The following is a 17311-nucleotide window of genomic DNA, read 5'->3' on the forward strand; positions in this document are numbered from 1 at the left end:
CGCCCAGTTCGGGCGCGCGCCGGCTTCTCCGGCGCTCACGGCCTGCCGGCCATCCCGGCCTGCGCGGGCGCGACCGGCTGGCCGGTGGGCGGCTGCGGCCGGGCGGACACCTGGGGCAGCGGCACGGTCTGGAGCACGCGCGTGATGATGTGGTCGAGCGGCACGCCGTCGGCGAGCGCGTCGTAGGACAGCACGAGCCGGTGGCGCAGCACGTCCGGCACGACGTCGACGACGTCCTGCGGCAGCACGTAGTCCCGGCCGCGGACCAGGGCGAGCGCGCGGGCGGCGGCGATGATGCCGAGGCTGGCGCGCGGCGACGCCCCGTAGGCGACCCAGCCCGCGACGTCGTCGAGCTGGTGCTCCTTCGGCGCGCGGGTCGCGATCACGACGCGCACGACGTAGTCGACCAGGGCGTGGTGGACGAACACGCGGGAGGCGACCCCCTGCAGCCGCACGAGCTCCTCCGGGCTGAGCACCTGGCTCGGCACGGGCGCCTCGACGCCCATCCGGTAGACGATCTCGCGCTCCTCCTCGGCGGTCGGGTACTCGACCTGGATCTTGAAAAGGAACCGGTCGCGCTGGGCCTCGGGGAGCGGGTAGACGCCCTCGTTCTCGATCGGGTTCTGGGTGGCGAGCACGAGGAACGGGTTCGGCATCGGGAACGTCTTGCCGCCGATGGACACGTGCCGCTCGGCCATCACCTCGAGCATCGCCGACTGCACCTTGGCGGGCGCGCGGTTGATCTCGTCGGCGAGCACGAAGTTGGCGACGACCGGGCCGAGCTCGACGTCGAAGGTCTCGCTGCTCTGCCGGTAGATGCGGGTGCCGAGGATGTCCGCGGGCACCAGGTCGGGGGTGAACTGGACACGGGAGAACGACCCGCCCACGACCCGCGCGAAGGTCTCGACCGCGAGCGTCTTGGCGACACCGGGCACGCCCTCCAGCAGCAGGTGGCCCTTCGCCAGCAGGCCGACGAGCATCCGTTCGACCAACCGGTCCTGGCCGACGATGACGCGCTTGACCTCGAACACGGTCCGTTCGAGCAGCTGGGCATCACGCGCGGGCGTGCTGGGCGTCTCGCCCACCGAACCCTCGGTACCGGGACCGGACTCGGTCACGTGTCAACCTCCTAGAACACACACAGCACTGGCGGTTTCGCGAGCCTAGTCAACCGCGTGACCGGTGTGGCGCTTGTGAAGGGTGGACAGGTCCTCCGGCGTGTCCACGTCGTCGGCCTCGCCGGGCAGCGCGGGCACCTCCACCGGGGCCAACGGCCGCAGCACCGAGCGGAGTGAGGCGCCCTCGGGTTCGGCGGGCATGGCCGCGCGCAGGACGTCCACGCGCCAGACCCCGGCGAGCCACTGGAGCCGGCCGCCCGCGTCGACCAGCACCGCCCCCGCGCGGTCCCCGACGGCAGCCCGCAGACGGTCCACAGTGGAGGCCGTGACACCGGGCTGGTCCACCGCCAGCACGGCGGCGAGGTCCACATCGGCCAGTGCCGCCAGCCCCGCCGCGAGCCCGGCCACCGGTCCCCCGCCGGGCGGGTCCTCGCGCGTCCACACGACACCGTCGCGCTCCCCCGGTCCCACCACGACGACCCGTGCCGCTCCCCCGACGGCGGCGAGCGCGTGGTCGAGCAGGGTCCGGTCGCCGACCACCACCGAGGCCTTGTCCACGCCGCCGAGCCTGCTGCCGGAGCCCCCGGCGAGCACGATCGCCGCCCAGTCGGTCGCCACGCCCTACCCCGGCACGTCGTGCTTGATCGCCGCGGCCACCGCGTGGTCCAGGGCGAGGTGGGTGGCGCCGTGCAGCGGGGCGAGCGCGCCGAGGGTGCCGTGGTCCAGGCGGGTGGGGCTCGGCGACAACGTGGCCACGGCCGCGCGCACCGGGTCCAGCAGCGCCGGGTGGGTGCCGAGCGGGCCGCCGAGGAGCACCACCTCGGGGTCGACCACGGCCGTGACCGAGGCGACCGCGCGGGCGACGGCGGCGACCAGTGCCATCAGCACCGCCGGGGTGCCCGCGTCGAGGGCGCGCAGGACGGCCGCCACGTCGTTGGACGGGGCGTCCGAGCGGCCGAGGCCCGCGGCCGCGAGCTCGGTGGCCAGCGTGCGCCAGCCCGCGCCGGGCAGGTAGCCGACCTCGCCCGCCAGGCCGTGGGCGCCGCGGACCAGCGTGCCGCCGAGGTAGAGGCCGAGGCCCAGACCCGCGCCGACGTAGAGGTAGGCGAAGCTCGTGGCGTCGCCGAAGCGCTGCTCGGCCAACGCGGCCAGGTTGACGTCGTTGTCCACCAGCACCGGGGCCGTGACCAGGTCGGCGAGGATGTCGCCGGGGCTCAGCAGGCCTTCCGGGAACGGCGAGCGCGGCAGCGCGATGACCTCGCGCGTGTCGGGGTGGACCGGGTTCGCCATGGACACCGCGACCGCCCGCAACGGCCCGGCGGGCGGCTTGCGCAGCGCGGCGGAGACGGTGGCGCGCAGGGCTTCGGCGAGCGCCCCGGTGTCGCCCGCGCCGCCCGGCGGCCGGTCGTGCCGGTGCAGGACGCGGCCCGCGAGGTCGGCCGACCAGGCCTGCACGCCGGACTGGTCGACCTCGACGGCCAGCACCCAGCCCGCCGCGGTGCCCAGCTCGTAGAACGTGCCGACCCGGCCGCGGCGGCCGGTCTCCTGCGGTCCGGTGGCCGCCAGCAGGCCGCCCTCGGTGAGCCTGCGGACGGACTCGGACACCGTGGGCTTGGAGAAACCGGTCGCGGTGGCGAGCTCGGCCCTCGTCACGCGTTCGCGGCCGACCACCTCGTCGAACAGCTTGCGGTCGGTCGCCTCGCGCAGCACGGCCTGGGGCAACACCACTCTTGCGTCCTCTCCGTAGGCGGGTCTACGGTAGGGCAACGTTCTAGTTAGGTCACCTTACCAAATCGCGGAGGTACCTCGATGACACCCCAGGACATGCCCGCCGCCATCCGGTCGGCCAAGGCCGCGCTCCGGCAGCGGCTCGGCGACCCGGCCAAGGCGTTCGCCCGCGCCGAGGAGCTGGTGCGCGCCGAGGTCGACGAGGTCGTGGCCGCGCGCACCCGCGGCGAGCGGGTGTGGCCCGAGGTGCGCTACGCCGACGTCGCCGCGGGCACCGTCCCCGCCGACGTCGTGGCCGCCGTCCGCCGCCGCGGCTGCGCGGTCGTGCGCGGCACCTTCCCCCGCGCCCGCGCCGAGGCGTGGGACCGGGAGCTGGTGTCCTACCTGGACCGCAACGAGTTCGGGAAGACCTACGAGTACGTCGACGACGGCGTCTTCGGCGGCCTCGCCGCGGGCAGGCCGTCGATCTTCCCGATCTACTGGTCCAAGCCCCAGATGGAGGCCCGCGAGGACCCGGCGATGGTCGCCGTCCGCGGTTTCCTCAACGGCTTCTGGAAGCACGAGTCCGAGGGCAGGGTGTGGTTCGACCCCACCCGCGACACCGCCTACCCCGACCGCGTCCGCCGCCGCGCGCCCGGCGCCACCTCGGGCGGCCTTTCCCCGCACACCGACTCGGGCTCGGTCGAACGCTGGCTGCTCCCCGCCTACCAGGCCGTGTTCCGGCACGTGTTCGACGGCGACGTCGACGCCCACGACCCGTGGGACGGCGCCTACCGCACCGAGGTCCACGAGTTCGAGTCCACGGTCATGTGCTCCGCCTTCCGGACCTTCCAGGGTTGGACGGCGCTGTCCGACATGGAGCCGACCGAGGGCGTCCTGCACACCGTCCCGATCCCGTCGGCCATGGCGTACGTGCTGCTGCGCGCCCTCCAGGACGACGTCGCCGACGACGACCTCTGCGGCGCCGCCAACGGCCAGGCCCTCCCCGTCGACCCCACCTGGCACCCCCTGCTCCTGCCCGCCCTCACCCCCATCCCCACCGTCGAGCCCGGCGACACGGTGTGGTGGCACGGCGACCTGATCCACTCGGTCGGCGAGGTCACCGACCAGAAGGGGTGGGGCAACGTCATGTACATCCCGGCCAGCCCGCACTGCGAGAAGAACGCCGCCTACGCCGCACTGTGCGGCGAGGCCTTCCTGTCCGGGAAGAGCCCCTCCGACTTCGCCGCCGAGGACTACGAGGTCTCGTGGACGGGCCGCCCGACGGCCGCGGACCTGTCGCCGGTGGGGCGGGAGCAGTTGGGGCTGAAGGGATAGCGACCCCGCTGGTTCGACAGCGCGGGCCCCGGCCCCGCGGCCGGCGACCTCTCGTTCCGCGGTACCTCAAGCGGCGAGCGCTCAGAGCAGCCGCGTCGCGTAGGGCATGATGCCGCCGTAGCGGACGGGTGAGATGCGGACGCTGGAACCGGAGTACGGGGCCTCGATCATCATGCCGTCGCCGAGGTACAGGGCGACGTGGGTGCCGCCGCCGGGACCCCAGAAGAGCATGTCGCCGCGCTCGGCCTGGGCGAGCGGGACCTGGCGGCCGGAGGTGTACTGGTAGCCGCTGTAGTGCGGGATGTAGACGCCGGCGCCCGCGAAGGCGTACATCATCAGGCCGGAGCAGTCGAAGCCGACGCTGTAGTAGTCGCCGTAGGAGTCGCCGACGCCCCCGTCGCGGATGCCGACGGTGGGGCCGTTGTAGTTGCCGCCGCCCCACGAGTAGCGGGTGCCGAGGTAGGCCATGGCGCGGGCGATGGCGGTCTCGACGCCGCCACCGCCGCTGGGCGCGTAGACCGGTTCGGGGCTGTAGTCCGGTTCCGAGTCCTCGTACACGGGGGCCGAGTACACCGGGGCCGACGCGGCGGCGGCCGCTTCGGCGGCGCGGCGGGCGTTGTCGTCGTCCTCGCGCTGCTTGGCGGCGGCCCAGTCGTCGTACTGGGCGCGCTGGGCGGTGAGGCCGTCGACGGCGCCGAGCGCCTGGGCGAGCTCGGCCTCGACGGCGGCCTTGTCGTCGCGCAGCACGGCGGCCTGCCCGGCCTGGTCCTGCTGGGCGCGCACGGCGATGATCTGGGCGGCGTCGGCGTTGCGCTTGGCCTCGTCGGCGGCGGCCTGCTTGTCGTTGGCGACGTCGAGCGCGGCACGGGCGGCGGCGTCCTTGTTGGCCTTCTCGGTGCGGCTGCGCTCGATGGTGTCCATCGCGTTGAGGCTCGACCCGGACACGGCCTCCAGCAGCTGCGCCCTGGCCAGCAGGTCCTCGGGGCTCTTGGCCCCGAAGTACGCGCTGATCGAGCCGATGGTGCTGCCCTGCTGGTAGCTGGCGGCGGCGAACTCGTCGAGGTCGCGACGGCTGTCCTCGACGGCCTTGCCCGCGGCGTCGGCCTCGACCCCGGCCGACGCGGCGTCGGCGGCCGCCTTGGCCGCCTCGGCCTGCGCGGCCTCCAGGTCGACGCGGGCCTTGTTCGCGGCCTCCATCTTGGCCGCGACGTCGTCGGTCAGCTCCTGCAGCCGGGCCTCCGCGGCGGTGAGCCGACCGGTCAGCTCACCGACCCTGGCGGCCTTGGCGTCGGCGTCGGCACGGCTCTGGTCGATCTCGGAGTCGCTGGGGTTGGGCGGTGGCGGCGGGGCGGCGGAGCCCGGTCCGGCCGTGGACAGGGCCAGGACCACGGCCACCACACCGGAGACCGCGAGCCGAGCGACTGCCCGTCGTGTGGTCACGACGCCACCTCCCACCGATCAGCCCATCCGCGCTGGGCCGAACGGCCCAGCGCGAACGTTCACCGGGAGAGTGCCACTCCTACCCCTCCGATTTCACGGGGAACACGCACACCATCAACCACTCGTGTCACACGGACACCGAGAGTGATCAGTTCACCTTGCGCTCGCGGTCGGCCCAGTAGGGCTCGCGCAGCCGGAACTTCTGGATCTTGCCGGTGGCCGTGCGCGGGATCGCGTCGCGGAACTCGACGGACGTGGGCGCCTTGTACCCGGCCAGCTTCGCCTTGCAGTGGGCGATGATCTCGGCCTCGGTCACCTCGGCGCCCTCCGCCACGACCACCAGCGCCTTGATCGTCTCGCCCCACTTCTCGTGCGGCACGCCGATGACCGCGACCTCCGCCACGGACGGGTGACTGAAGACCGCGTCCTCGACCTCGATCGACGACACGTTCTCGCCGCCGGTGATGATCACGTCCTTGCGCCGGTCGGAGATCGTCAGGTAGCCCTCGTCGTCGAGGTAGCCGCCGTCGCCGGTGCGGAACCAGCCGTCCTCGATGGCGTCGGACGTCGCCTCGGGGTTCTCCCAGTAGCCGTCCATCACCACGTTCGAGCGCGCCAGCACCTCGCCGTCCGACGAGATCCGCAGCCGCGCGCCGAGCGCCGGGGCGCCCGCGCGGGACAGCTTGTGCGCGCGCTCCTCGGCGGGCAGGTCCACGTCCTCGGGCCGGGTCCGGTTGAACGTGAGCAGCGGCGCGGTCTCGGTGAGGCCGTAGATCTGCTGGAACTCCCAGCCCAGCTCCTCCGACATCCGCGCGATCGTCCGGCTCGGCGGCGGCGCGCCGGCGCACACCACGCGCACCCGGTCGCGGCCGGGGATCTCGCCCTCCCACGACTGCGCCGCGTCCAGCACGCTGTTCCACACCGCGGGCGCCCCGCACATCAGCGTCACGCCGTGGTCGCGCACGCGGCGCAGGATCTCGGCGCCGTCGACCTTGCGCAGCACGACCTGCGGCACGCCCAGGCCCGCGAGCCCGAACGGCATCCCCCAGCCGTTGCAGTGGAACATCGGCAGCACGTGCATGTAGACGTCCCGCTCCCACGCGCGGGTGTGCATCGCGAACGTGACCGCGTCGACCCAGATGTTGCGGTGGGTCAGCCGCACGCCCTTGGGCCGCGCGGTCGTGCCTGAGGTGTAGTTGATCGTGGCGGTGGCGTCCTCGTCCGGCTCGGCCCACGGCCGGGGCTCGGTGTCGAACCGCATCAGCCCGGTCTCGGTCTCCTCGCCCAGGGTGAACCGGTGCCGCGCGGTGATCCCGTCGAGCGCCTTGAGCTCCGGGTCGACCAGCAGCACCGAGGCGCCGCTGTGCCCGACGATGTAGGACACCTCCTCGGGGCTGAGCCGGAAGTTCACCGGCACGCACACCCGGCCGCTCGCGGGCACGGCGTGCAGCAGCTCCAGCAGCCGCGCCGAGTTGTGGCTGACCACGGCGACCCGCTCGCCCTCGCCGATTCCCAACGCGTCCAGCCCGGCCTGCCAGGCGCGCGCCCGCACGGCCATCCCGCCGTAGGTCGTCGTCGCCACGGGGTCCGCGGGCTGGTCGGGTTCGTCGACGGTCGCCGTCGTGTCGCGGAAGACCAGCTCGGCGCGGCTCAGGAAGTCCGCGATCGTCAGTGGCACCTTCATGGGACGCACCTCCGCAGTCGATCAGGTGTTCACCCTAATCACCACGTGCTCGGATCGCCCCACGTCCGCACCGGCCGTTCGGGATCCGCCCGCGGCACGGCGACCAGCTCGGGCAGCACCAGCTCCACCGGTGCGCGGACGACCGCGGCCGCCAACCCGTCCAGCGGGGTCGGTTCGGCGTTGCAGACCACGACGGCGGCACCCGCGCGGGCGGCGAGGACGACCAGGTCCGCGGCGGGCTGGACCAGCAGGGACGTGCCCGCGACCAGCATCAGGTCGCAGTCCAGGGCCGCGGTGCGGGCGGCGCGCAGGACGTCCGGGTCGAGGGGTTGGCCGAACGACACGGTGGCGGGCCCGAGGACACCGCCGCAGGCCTCGCAGGACGGGTCCGGGTCGCCCGCGCGGACGCGGTCGAGCGCGGCGGACATCGGGGCGCGGGCGCCGCAGCCCAGGCAGGCGGTGGCGCGCATCGTGCCGTGCAGCTCGACGACCCGCCCCGATCCGGCACGGCCGTGCAGGCCGTCGACGTTCTGGGTGAGCAGCGCGCGCAGCCGCCCCGAGCGCTCCAGGTCGACGAGCGCGCGGTGGGCCTCGTTCGGCTCGGCCGTCCAGACCGGGTGGCGCAGGCGCGCGCGCCACGCGGTCCGGCGCACCTCGGGGTCGGCCGCGTACGCGTCGACCGGCGGCTCGGACGACCACACGTCGACGGCGGCGGGGCCGCGGAAGTCGGGGATGCCGGACGCGGTGGAGACCCCGGCGCCGGTGAGCACCGCGACGCGGCGGGCGGTGGCCACCGCCGCGCCCGCCGCACCGGTGTCCGCGCTCACTCCCCCACCGTTCCACACGTCCCCCGGTGAACCGCGACCGCCATTTTCGCGTGTTGGGTGAAATGACGCCGGGAAAGGCTGGGAACATGACGTGGTGAGCGTGATGCGTGTCGGTTGCGGGGTAGGTGCTCTCGGTTTGATAACGACCGTGGCCGGCTCGTTCTTGCCGTGGCTGCGGTCGGGAACCGTGAACAGGGACAGTTACGAAGTGCTCGCGCTGCGTGGCTGGGCGGGGCTGTCGAACGGGTCCGGCGAGGTCATCAGGGTCGCGTGGGTCGCGATGACACCCGTCGCCGTGGTTGCCGTGTTGCTGTTCACGTTCGGACTTCGCCGATTCGCCGCGTGGATCGGAATTCTTTTTGGCACCATCACGGGAACGGTGGCGGCACTTGTCACCGTCCAAGGGGGCAACGAGGGCGCGATGGTCGGGATCAACCCGACCGGACCCGCCGTGGCCCTCTGTGGTGCTGTGCTGGCGATCGCGGGGGCGATCACCGTGCTCACCGCGTCGACCCGCACAGCGATCAGGACCCCAGGAGGAACACCGTGAGCTACCCAGGTGGCGGCGGCGGCGAATGGCCCCCGCAGAACAACCCGCACCAGCAGCCGGGCCAGCAGGGCTACCCCCAGCAGCCGCAGCAGCCCCAACAGGGCGGGTGGCAGCAGAACCCCCAGCAGGGCGGGTACCCGCAGTCCAACCCGCAGGGCTTCCCCCAGCAGCAGCCGGGCGGCTACCCGCAGACCGGGCCGCAGGGCTTCCCCCAGCAGCCGGGCTACCCGCAGTCGAACCCCCAGGGGTTCCCGCAGCAGCCCCCGCAGCAGCAGCCGGGCTGGGGGCAGCAGCCGCCGCCGCAGTTCCCCGGCGGCCAGCAGCCGTTCGGCTACGCCTCCGGTCCCGCGCCGAAGAAGAAGCGCACCGGCCTGGCGATCACCGCCGTCGTGGCCGTGGTCGCGCTGGCCGCGGGTGCCGTCGTGACGGTCTACGCGCTGAAGAACTCCGACGACGTGGCGGCGGGCGCCCCGAGCCCCGCGGCGGCGGCGAACAACCTGGTCAGCGCGCTGGGCAGCGGTGACGTCATCGGCATCATGAACGGCCTCGCGCCCGCCGAGGCGAAGCTGAGCAAGGACTACCTGACCGGCACGGTCGACGAGCTCAAGCGGCTCGAGGTGCTGAAGAAGGAAGCCGACCCGAACAAGATCAGCGGCGTCGACTTCAAGGCCGAGAACATCAAGTTCGACGAGGGCGCGGCCGAGAAGGTCAACGACCACCTCGTGATCAACAAGCTCACCGAGGGCAAGATCACGCTGACCTCGGACGTCAAGAAGATCCCCCTGACCGACAAGCTGGTCGAGGCGATGGGCGTGCAGGACGAGAAGCCCACCACCGAGACCATCGACATCGCCGAGGAGATCAAGAAGTCCAACAAGGGCGAGCCGCTGCGGATCGCGTCGATCAAGGTCGGCAGCGACTGGTACCCCAGCCTCTTCTACACGATCGCGGACAACGCGCTCCACGAGGAGAAGCTGAAGTGGCCGTCGAGCCCGATCGCCCCGGCGGGCGCGAGCTCGGCCGAGGCCGCGGCGAAGAGCCTGGTCGAGGCGGCCATGGCGGCCGACCTGACCAAGGTCATCGCGCTGCTGCCGCCGGACGAGATGGGCGTGCTCCAGGACGTCGGCCCGGTGCTGATCGACCAGGCGGGCCGGATCCCGGCCACCGGCGCGAAGCTGACGGCGTTCGAGACGGACTCCAAGGACGTCACCGGCGGCACCCAGCTGACCATCAAGAAGCTCGGCGTCGAGGTCGACGGCGAGAAGGTCGAGGTCGTCCGCTCCGGCGACTGCTACGCGGTCACCGCGCAGGGCCAGAACCAGAAGCTGTGCGCCGACGAGATCACCCAGCTCGTCGAGCAGCAGAGCGGTACGAGCGTGCCGAGCGCGGCGCTCGACGTGATCGCCCGGATCGGGTCGCGGGTGCTCAAGGACGGCATCGGCGTCGTGTCCACCGAGGTCGACGGCAAGTGGTACGTGAGCCCCATCCGCACGTACAGCGAGCTCGGCCTGACCCTCATGCGGGGTCTGGAGCCGAAGGACATCGACGAGCTGCTCAAGCTCGCCAAGTAGTCCTCCACCTGCGCGGACGCCCCGCCACCCGACCACGGGTGGCGGGGCGTCCGTCGTCCGGGACCGCAACAGGTCCAGACCAGTCCTTGACCGGCGCCCGATCCCGGTGCTTGGATTCGGAAAGAACCTTTCCCATCCAAATCCGCCGCCCTGTGGATCTGGAAGGACGATCGATGGCCGACATCGGACGACGTGCCGTGCTCGCCGGACTGGCCGCCGGGGCGGCGGTCCCCCTCCTCGGAACGGACCGGGCGCGCGCGGCGTCGTGGCGGCTGAAGTGGAGCCCGGTCGCGTCGAGCGCGGGACTGAACGCCTTCGAGGGCGTGGAGGACTGGGGCCTCACCTCGCACGGCGGCTCGCACATCTACGTCAAGGGCAACGACTACCGGTTCACCGTGCACACGGTGGACCGGGAGGCGAAGGACGACAGGCAGCGCAGCGAGGTCAAGGGCATGCGCTCGGACGGGTCGCTGCTGACCGTGAAGAACGGCCAGACGTGGCGCTGGAACTACCGGATGTGGATCCCCGGCACGCTCAAGGCGACCACCAGCTTCACGCACATCTTCCAGACCAAGATGCCCGGCACCGGCACCCTGCCGCTGACCGTGATGTCGTTGCGCCACACCGGCGGCGTGCCGAAGATCGAGTTCAGGATCTACGGGCCGGACATCACCGTCGGGTCGGTGGACCTGGTGCCGCTGCAGGACAAGTGGATCGACGTCGAGATCGAGCAGAGGATCGGCAACGGCAGCGCCGGCCGGGTCCGCTGGGCGCTGCGCGACGCGGGCAGCACCGTCATCGACGCCACCAGGAACGGCGACACCTACCTGGACGACGTGGTGCGCCCGAAGTGGGGCATCTACCGGTCCCTGGACGACAGCGCGCACCTCGTCGACACGTACCTGCTGCTGCGCGACATGAAGGCCTACCAGTACGCCTGACGGGTGGCCCGCCGGGCGCGCGCCTCACGCCCGGCGGGGCCCCAGCCGCCACGCGACCGCCGCCGCGACGACGACCAGCAGCACGGCGGCGCCGGCCGCGAAGGGAAGCGCGGCGAGGTCCTGCTGGGCGAGCCCGCCGAGCATCGCGCCGACCGGCGTGCCGCGGCCCGCCTTGTAGGTGAGCGCCACGACCGCGACCACGGCCAGCAGCGACGGCCCGGTGCGGACGATGACCGGGCGCGAGCACAGCATCCCGACGGCGAGACCGGTCAGCCCGCACACCAGGTGCGCGGCGAACCCGAGCCCGACCACGCCCGCGGTGTAGGGGTGCGGGTTGGTGAACACCGGCCAGAGGGTCGCGAGCACCGCCAGCACCACGGTGCCGAGCGCGCCCAGCAGGGCCTGCGCCGACGCCACCCGGCCCCACCCGCCCGCGGTGACGGCCGTGACGGCGCGCTGGGTCGGGTCCTCGGTGGTCGCGACGACGACGCCGAGCCACGCGGCGACCGGGTAGACCAGCGCGCACGACCCCGCGTAGGCGAACAGCGCCTCGCCCGCGTCACCGCTGAACATCATGCCCAGCACCGCGCAGTGCAGCAGCAACGGCGGCAGGTAGCGCTGCGAGCGCAGCAGGTCCACGGCCAGGTAGCGCACCAGGGCGGTCACGGGCGGACGCTCCGCGCCGCCCGCTCGGTCACTCGTTCACCCGTTAGTGGCATACCCCGATTGTCGCCCACCTGGCGCGCCCCGGCCCCGTGGGGTGCGCTTCGGCCGCGGCCGTGCCCGTTCGGTCAGGTCAGGCGCAGGGGGCGAACATCCCGCGGGTGCCGGTCGGGTAGGCGGCGCGGTCGCTGAACCGGCAGCCGAAGTCGGCCGCCGAGGCGGCGTCGACGTCGTCACCGGCGGGCCGCCTGCCGCGGTCGACCCAGTCGACCAGCGCGGTCCACGCGGCACCGACCTCGCTGGGCGCGAACTCGCAGTGCTCGACCGTGCGGATGGCGCGCTGCACGACCTGCCCGCCGCGGCCGTTGCGGACCACGTCGCGGTGGTAGAGCTGCTCCATCGAGAACGGGACGAACATGTCGCCGACGCCGTGCAGCGAGAGCACCGGCGCGGTGGGCCTGCCCGCGATCCGCGGGATCTCGGTCAGCGCGGGCGAGACCCGGCTCCGCCAGTCCTCGGGCGCGACCCGCTCCACGGCCCGGTTGACGTCCACCGGCCTGGTCGGGCTGTACCGGGTGGTCAGGTTGGTCGCGATGCGGCCGGGGTTCTCGGCGAGCCGGTCGCCGGTCGTGGGCGCGCCGAGGCCGAACAGGAAGTCCTTCCAGTACGCGAAGGCGTTCGCGTCGGCGGGGCGCGGGCCGCCGGACCGCTCGACCGCGATGGACCGGAACTGCTTGCCGCGCTCGTTGGTGGTGTCCGGACCGCCGGGCACGAGTCCCGTCAGGCCCAACGCGGCCTGGACGCGCGGGACGACGGCGGTCACGTAGTCGGCGGGCGGCGGGTAGGCGTCGATCCCGGCCAGCGCCTGGGACGTGAGCTGGAAGTCGAGGAAGAAGTCCATCAGCTCCTGGTCGCCGAGCACCCCGCACATCGGCAGAGCGCCGTCGTAGAAGCCGGGGTACTGCTCCAGCGACCGGCCGATGACGTGCCCGCCCATGGACACACCGGCCACGAACACCTTCCTCGGCCTGCCCACGAGCTGCCCGAACCGCAGCGCGAGGTCGTGCGTGCCGGTGACCCCGGCGCGGACGTCGTAGGCGTTGTCGTAGTACGACGAGGCCGCCCACGCGTAGCCCTGCTGGAGCAGCGTGGTCCGCAGCCCGTAGGCGGGCGGGTCCACGGTCAGCACCTTGCCGGTGCCGCGGTAGCCGTGCGCCCACATGGTGAGGCGGCCGTTCCAGTTCGGCGGCACCTCGATCGTGTAGGCGGCGTGCCGGTAGACCCCTTGCAGGACCCGGCTGGGCTTGCCGCCGACGGACTCCGGCGGCAGGGGCGGGTTGACGACCGAGTAACCCGGCAGGGGCTGGTCGTCCGGCACACCCCGCCCGGCGACCTCCACGTCGGCCGACCCGACCGGCTCCGCGGCCACGGCGGGCGCGCCGCCCGCGACCAGCACGAGCCCCAGCAACGACACCACGACCCGCGTCCGCAACATCCCTCGGCACCTCCGTCGGCTCCGCCACGATCCCACCGCGCCGGACCGCGCCGCGCCACCCCCAAACGTCCCAACCGGACTCGAAGTCGTTGGCGGGCAAGGAGGATCACCATGATCGGTTCAGACGGACGTCAGGTCCGCACGCTCTTCACCGAGCAGCCCATCCGCAGCGCGTCGGCCAGCACGCGGTCGCTGACGGCGGTCTCGACCAGCAGGCTGAGCCTGCCGTCGGAGGCGGACAGGACGCGGACGCCGTCCCAGTCGCCGATGACGGTGGTGGTGAGGTCGCTGACCTGCACCAGTTCGATGGCCACGCCGGTGGCGGCCGCGGGACCCTGCATCACGACCTCGTGGGCGTCGGGCAGGGCGCGGGCGGTGCCGCGGTGGTCGGTGACCAGCACGGTGGCCTCGGCGGCGGTGACGAGCTCGGCCAGCACGGCGCTCGCGCCGGTGTCCAGGCCGGTCCACGGCTCGTCGAGGACGAGCAGGTCCTTCGCGAGGAACGCCTGCGCGATGGCGACCTTCTGGGTGTTGCCCTTGGACAACGTCGAGATCGGGGCGTCCGGGTCGCCCCGGAAGCCGAGGGCGTCGAGCACGTCGGCGCCGGTGCTCCCGCGCACCGCGGACATGTGCCGCAGGTACGCCTTGGCCGACAGCCGCAGGCCCGCCGGGAAGCGCTCGGGCAGGTAGCCGACGGATCTCGGTCTGCCCTTGACCCGTCCACCGCTGGGCGACGTGACACCTGCGATGATCCTGAGCAGGGTCGACTTGCCGGAGCCGTTGCCGCCAGCGATGACGGTCAGCTCGCCGGGCTCGAAGGTGAGGTCCACGTCCTGGAGCACCCAGGGTCCGCGGCCGTAGCGCTTGCCTACTCGTTCCAGTCGGATCACCGGGACATCCTGCCGCGAGTTAGGTGAGCCTGGCTTGAAGCCCTATAAAGGACACGCGTACTGTTTAAACCAGAGGGCAACGTCTGCGCCACCAGCGCGAGTGCGCAAGACTCGCCTTGTTCCCAACCACCAGACTTGCGCTGTATGGAGTTGACGTGACTGCACCTTCGAGCAAGGACAGCTTCGGCGCCCGCGGTTCGCTCTCAGTAGGAGACGCCTCTTACGAGGTGTTCCGGCTGAACGCGGTCGAGGGTGCCGAGCGCCTGCCGTACAGCCTGAAGATCCTGCTCGAGAACCTGCTGCGGACCGAGGACGGCGCGAACATCACCGCCGACCACGTCCGCGCGCTCGCGAGCTGGGACCCGACGGCCGAACCGTCGACCGAGATCCAGTTCACCCCGGCCCGCGTGGTCATGCAGGACTTCACCGGCGTGCCCTGCGTCGTCGACCTCGCCACCATGCGCGAGGCCGTGACGCAGCTCGGCGGCGACCCCACCAAGGTCAACCCGCTGGCGCCCGCCGAGCTGGTCATCGACCACTCGGTCATCGCCGACGTCTTCGGCCGCCCGGACGCGTTCGAGTCGAACGTGGACCTGGAGTACGAGCGCAACTACGAGCGCTACCAGTTCCTCCGCTGGGGCCAGACCGCGTTCGACGAGTTCAAGGTCGTCCCGCCGGGCACCGGCATCGTGCACCAGGTGAACATCGAGCACCTGGCCCGCGTGGTCATGACCCGCAACGGCCAGGCGTACCCGGACACCCTCGTCGGCACCGACTCCCACACGACCATGGTCAACGGCCTCGGCGTGCTGGGCTGGGGTGTCGGCGGCATCGAGGCCGAGGCGGCCATGCTCGGCCAGCCCGTGTCGATGCTGATCCCGCGCGTGGTCGGCTTCAAGCTGCACGGCGAGCTGCCCGCGGGCGCCACCGCCACCGACCTGGTGCTGACGATCACCGAGATGCTGCGCCAGCAGGGCGTCGTCGGCAAGTTCGTCGAGTTCTACGGCAAGGGCGTCGGCGCCGTGCCGCTGGCCAACCGCGCCACCATCGGCAACATGAGCCCGGAGTTCGGCTCCACGGTCGGCATCTTCCCGATCGACCAGGAGACCATCGACTACCTGAAGCTCACCGGCCGCTCCGCCGAGCAGATCGCGCTCGTCGAGGCCTACGCCAAGGAGCAGGGCCTCTGGCACGACCCGGACTTCGAGGCCGTCTACTCCGAGACCCTGGAGCTGGACCTCGCCACGATCGTCCCGTCCATCGCGGGCCCGAAGCGGCCGCAGGACCGGATCGAGCTGACCAACGGGCGCGAGTCGTTCCGCCAGGCCCTCAAGGCGTACGTGGCGCACGGCGACGTCGAGGCGAAGTCGGACGTCGACGACGCCATCGAGGACACGTTCCCGGCCAGCGACCCGATCGCAGTGCACGAGGGCGAGAACGGCGGCGGCAAGCCGCACGTCTTCCACTCCGCCGCCGAGGGCGCGCAGGGCCGTCCGAGCAACCCGGTCAAGGTGTCGCTCGACGGCGCCGAGTTCGAGCTCGACCACGGCGCCGTGGCCATCGCCGCGATCACGTCGTGCACGAACACGTCCAACCCGTCGGTCATGATCGGCGCGGCGCTGCTGGCCAAGAAGGCCGTCGAGCGCGGCCTGGAGCGCAAGCCGTGGGTCAAGACGACCCTCGCGCCCGGCTCCAAGGTCGTCATGGACTACTACGAGCGCGCGGGCCTCACCCCGTACCTGGAGAAGCTCGGCTTCCACCTGGTCGGCTACGGCTGCACCACGTGCATCGGCAACTCCGGTCCGCTGCAGGACGAGATCTCCGAGGGCATCCAGGCCAACGACCTCGCCGCGGTGTCCGTGCTCTCGGGCAACCGCAACTTCGAGGGCCGGATCAACCCGGACATCAAGATGAACTACCTGGCCAGCCCGCCGCTGGTCGTGGCGTACGCGCTCGCCGGGTCGATGGACAAGGACATCACCACCGAGCCGCTGGGCAACGACCAGGACGGCAAGCCGGTGTACCTCGCCGACATCTGGCCGTCGGCGCAGGAGGTCGCGGAGGTCGTCTCCACGTCGATCACCTCGGAGATGTTCACCAAGGACTACGCCGACGTGTTCGCGGGCGACCAGCGCTGGCAGTCGCTGCCGACGCCGACCGGCAAGACGTTCGAGTGGGCCGAGGACTCGACCTACGTGCGCAAGCCCCCGTACTTCGAGGGCATGGAGATGGACCCGAAGCCGGTCACCGACGTGTCGGGCGCCCGCGTCCTCGCGCTGCTCGGCGACTCGGTCACCACGGACCACATCTCCCCCGCCGGCTCGATCAAGGGCGATTCCCCCGCGGGCAAGTACCTGACCGAGCACGGCGTGGAGCGCAAGGACTTCAACTCCTACGGCTCCCGCCGCGGCAACCACGAGGTCATGATCCGCGGCACGTTCGCGAACATCCGGCTGCGCAACCTGCTGCTGGACGACGTCCAGGGCGGGTTCACCCGCAACTTCCTGGCCGACGACGCGCCGCAGACCACGATCTACGACGCGTCTGCCGCCTACGCCGAGGCCGGTGTGCCGCTGGTCGTGCTGGCGGGCAAGGAGTACGGCTCCGGCTCGTCGCGCGACTGGGCCGCGAAGGGCACCGCCCTGCTGGGCGTGCGCGTCGTGATCGCCGAGTCGTTCGAGCGCATCCACCGCTCGAACCTGATCGGCATGGGCGTGCTGCCGCTGCAGTTCCCCGCAGGCGAGACCGCCGCGTCGCTGGGCCTGGACGGCACGGAGACGTTCGACGTGTCCGGCGTGACCGTGCTCAACGACGGCTCCACGCCGTCGACCGTGCACGTGGTGGCGACCAAGGCCGACTCGAAGGTGGAGTTCGACGCGGTCGTCCGCATCGACACCCCCGGCGAGGCGGACTACTACCGCAACGGCGGCATCATGCAGTACGTGCTGCGCAAGATGGTCCGCAGCTAGTGCGGTGACCACGGATCCTCGCCGGGGAGTTCCGCCGTCCAGGCGGTCCCCGCGAGCGGCTGGGCCCGGAAGTGCCCGCCGAGGATCGTGGTCGCCACAGTGGGTTCCCGCTCACGGC

The 17311-nt window shown here is 72.3% G+C and carries 14 protein-coding genes; 5 read left to right on the forward strand and 9 right to left on the reverse strand.

Annotated features, from left to right (window positions below):
* Positions 1-35: 35 nt before the first annotated feature.
* From CLV43_RS30365 to CLV43_RS30375, 3 genes are read right to left on the reverse strand one after another with little or no spacing between them, the layout of a single operon-like run.
* Positions 36-1118 carry an AAA family ATPase gene (locus CLV43_RS30365; protein ID WP_106191293.1) on the reverse strand — a complete coding sequence of 361 codons (1083 nt, stop codon included), beginning with the start codon at positions 1116-1118 and terminating at the stop codon, positions 36-38.
* Between the two features lie 45 nt (positions 1119-1163).
* The gene (mobA, locus tag CLV43_RS30370) at positions 1164-1736 is read right to left on the reverse strand and encodes a molybdenum cofactor guanylyltransferase (RefSeq protein ID WP_106191294.1); all 573 of its coding nucleotides are present in this window, start codon (positions 1734-1736) and stop codon (positions 1164-1166) included.
* Between the two features lie 3 nt (positions 1737-1739).
* Positions 1740-2846: an ROK family transcriptional regulator gene (locus CLV43_RS30375; RefSeq protein ID WP_170156073.1), complete on the reverse strand. Its 1107-nt coding sequence runs from the start codon at positions 2844-2846 to the stop codon at positions 1740-1742.
* A gap of 81 nt (positions 2847-2927) precedes the next feature.
* On the opposite strand from CLV43_RS30375, the gene CLV43_RS30380 reads away from it, so the two are divergent.
* On the forward strand, positions 2928-4163 hold the full coding sequence (locus CLV43_RS30380) for a YbiU family protein (RefSeq protein WP_106191298.1): 1236 nt from the start codon (positions 2928-2930) through the stop codon (positions 4161-4163).
* Positions 4164-4244: 81 nt separating this feature from the next.
* Here the strand turns inward: CLV43_RS30380 and CLV43_RS30385 are convergent, their stop codons facing one another.
* The 3 genes from CLV43_RS30385 to CLV43_RS30395 form a co-directional block, all read right to left on the reverse strand.
* Entirely contained in the window at positions 4245-5603 is a 1359-nt protein-coding gene (locus tag CLV43_RS30385; protein WP_106191300.1) for an NlpC/P60 family protein, read from the reverse strand.
* A 148-nt stretch (positions 5604-5751) separates the two neighbouring features.
* Complete coding sequence (locus CLV43_RS30390; RefSeq protein WP_106191302.1) at positions 5752-7287, reverse strand: AMP-binding protein; 1536 nt, start codon at positions 7285-7287, stop codon at positions 5752-5754.
* A gap of 38 nt (positions 7288-7325) precedes the next feature.
* Positions 7326-8114: an SIR2 family NAD-dependent protein deacylase gene (locus CLV43_RS30395; RefSeq protein ID WP_245887092.1), complete on the reverse strand. Its 789-nt coding sequence runs from the start codon at positions 8112-8114 to the stop codon at positions 7326-7328.
* Positions 8115-8262: 148 nt separating this feature from the next.
* On the opposite strand from CLV43_RS30395, the gene CLV43_RS30400 reads away from it, so the two are divergent.
* The 3 genes from CLV43_RS30400 to CLV43_RS30410 all read left to right on the forward strand — a co-directional run bounded on the left by CLV43_RS30400 (position 8263) and on the right by CLV43_RS30410 (position 11176).
* Positions 8263-8664 carry a hypothetical protein gene (locus CLV43_RS30400; RefSeq protein ID WP_106191304.1) on the forward strand — a complete coding sequence of 134 codons (402 nt, stop codon included), beginning with the start codon at positions 8263-8265 and terminating at the stop codon, positions 8662-8664.
* A complete protein-coding gene (locus CLV43_RS30405) occupies positions 8661-10235 on the forward strand; it encodes a flagellar basal body protein FliL (RefSeq protein WP_211304616.1) in 1575 nt (524 codons plus the stop codon). The genes CLV43_RS30400 and CLV43_RS30405 overlap by 4 nt, the downstream gene beginning before the upstream one ends.
* Before the next feature lie 173 nt (positions 10236-10408).
* Positions 10409-11176 (forward strand): Tat pathway signal sequence domain protein, encoded by a 768-nt coding sequence (locus CLV43_RS30410; RefSeq protein WP_106191305.1) that lies wholly within the window; start codon positions 10409-10411, stop codon positions 11174-11176.
* Positions 11177-11200: 24 nt separating this feature from the next.
* Here the strand turns inward: CLV43_RS30410 and CLV43_RS30415 are convergent, their stop codons facing one another.
* The 3 genes from CLV43_RS30415 to CLV43_RS30425 all read right to left on the reverse strand — a co-directional run bounded on the left by CLV43_RS30415 (position 11201) and on the right by CLV43_RS30425 (position 14224).
* Complete coding sequence (locus tag CLV43_RS30415) at positions 11201-11842, reverse strand: hypothetical protein (RefSeq protein ID WP_106191307.1); 642 nt, start codon at positions 11840-11842, stop codon at positions 11201-11203.
* 130 nt (positions 11843-11972) lie between these two features.
* Positions 11973-13334 carry an alpha/beta hydrolase family protein gene (locus CLV43_RS30420; RefSeq protein WP_106191309.1) on the reverse strand — a complete coding sequence of 454 codons (1362 nt, stop codon included), beginning with the start codon at positions 13332-13334 and terminating at the stop codon, positions 11973-11975.
* Between the two features lie 131 nt (positions 13335-13465).
* Positions 13466-14224 carry an ABC transporter ATP-binding protein gene (locus CLV43_RS30425; RefSeq protein WP_170156074.1) on the reverse strand — a complete coding sequence of 253 codons (759 nt, stop codon included), beginning with the start codon at positions 14222-14224 and terminating at the stop codon, positions 13466-13468.
* 155 nt (positions 14225-14379) lie between these two features.
* On the opposite strand from CLV43_RS30425, the gene CLV43_RS30430 reads away from it, so the two are divergent.
* Complete coding sequence (locus CLV43_RS30430; RefSeq protein WP_106191311.1) at positions 14380-17193, forward strand: aconitate hydratase; 2814 nt, start codon at positions 14380-14382, stop codon at positions 17191-17193.
* Positions 17194-17311 lie beyond the last annotated feature (118 nt).

Source organism: Umezawaea tangerina, from assembly GCF_003002815.1.
Lineage (GTDB): Bacteria > Actinomycetota > Actinomycetes > Mycobacteriales > Pseudonocardiaceae > Umezawaea > Umezawaea tangerina.

What these genes read in the sequence shown, in the direction of transcription:
- CLV43_RS30380 (WP_106191298.1), top strand. Translation starts at nt 2,928, where the DNA reads ATGACACCCCAGGACATGCCCGCCGCCATCCGGTCGGCCAAGGCCGCG.
- CLV43_RS30390 (WP_106191302.1), bottom strand. Translation starts at nt 7,287, where the DNA reads ATGAAGGTGCCACTGACGATCGCGGACTTCCTGAGCCGCGCCGAGCTG.
- CLV43_RS30410 (WP_106191305.1), top strand. Translation starts at nt 10,409, where the DNA reads ATGGCCGACATCGGACGACGTGCCGTGCTCGCCGGACTGGCCGCCGGG.
- CLV43_RS30420 (WP_106191309.1), bottom strand. Translation starts at nt 13,334, where the DNA reads ATGTTGCGGACGCGGGTCGTGGTGTCGTTGCTGGGGCTCGTGCTGGTC.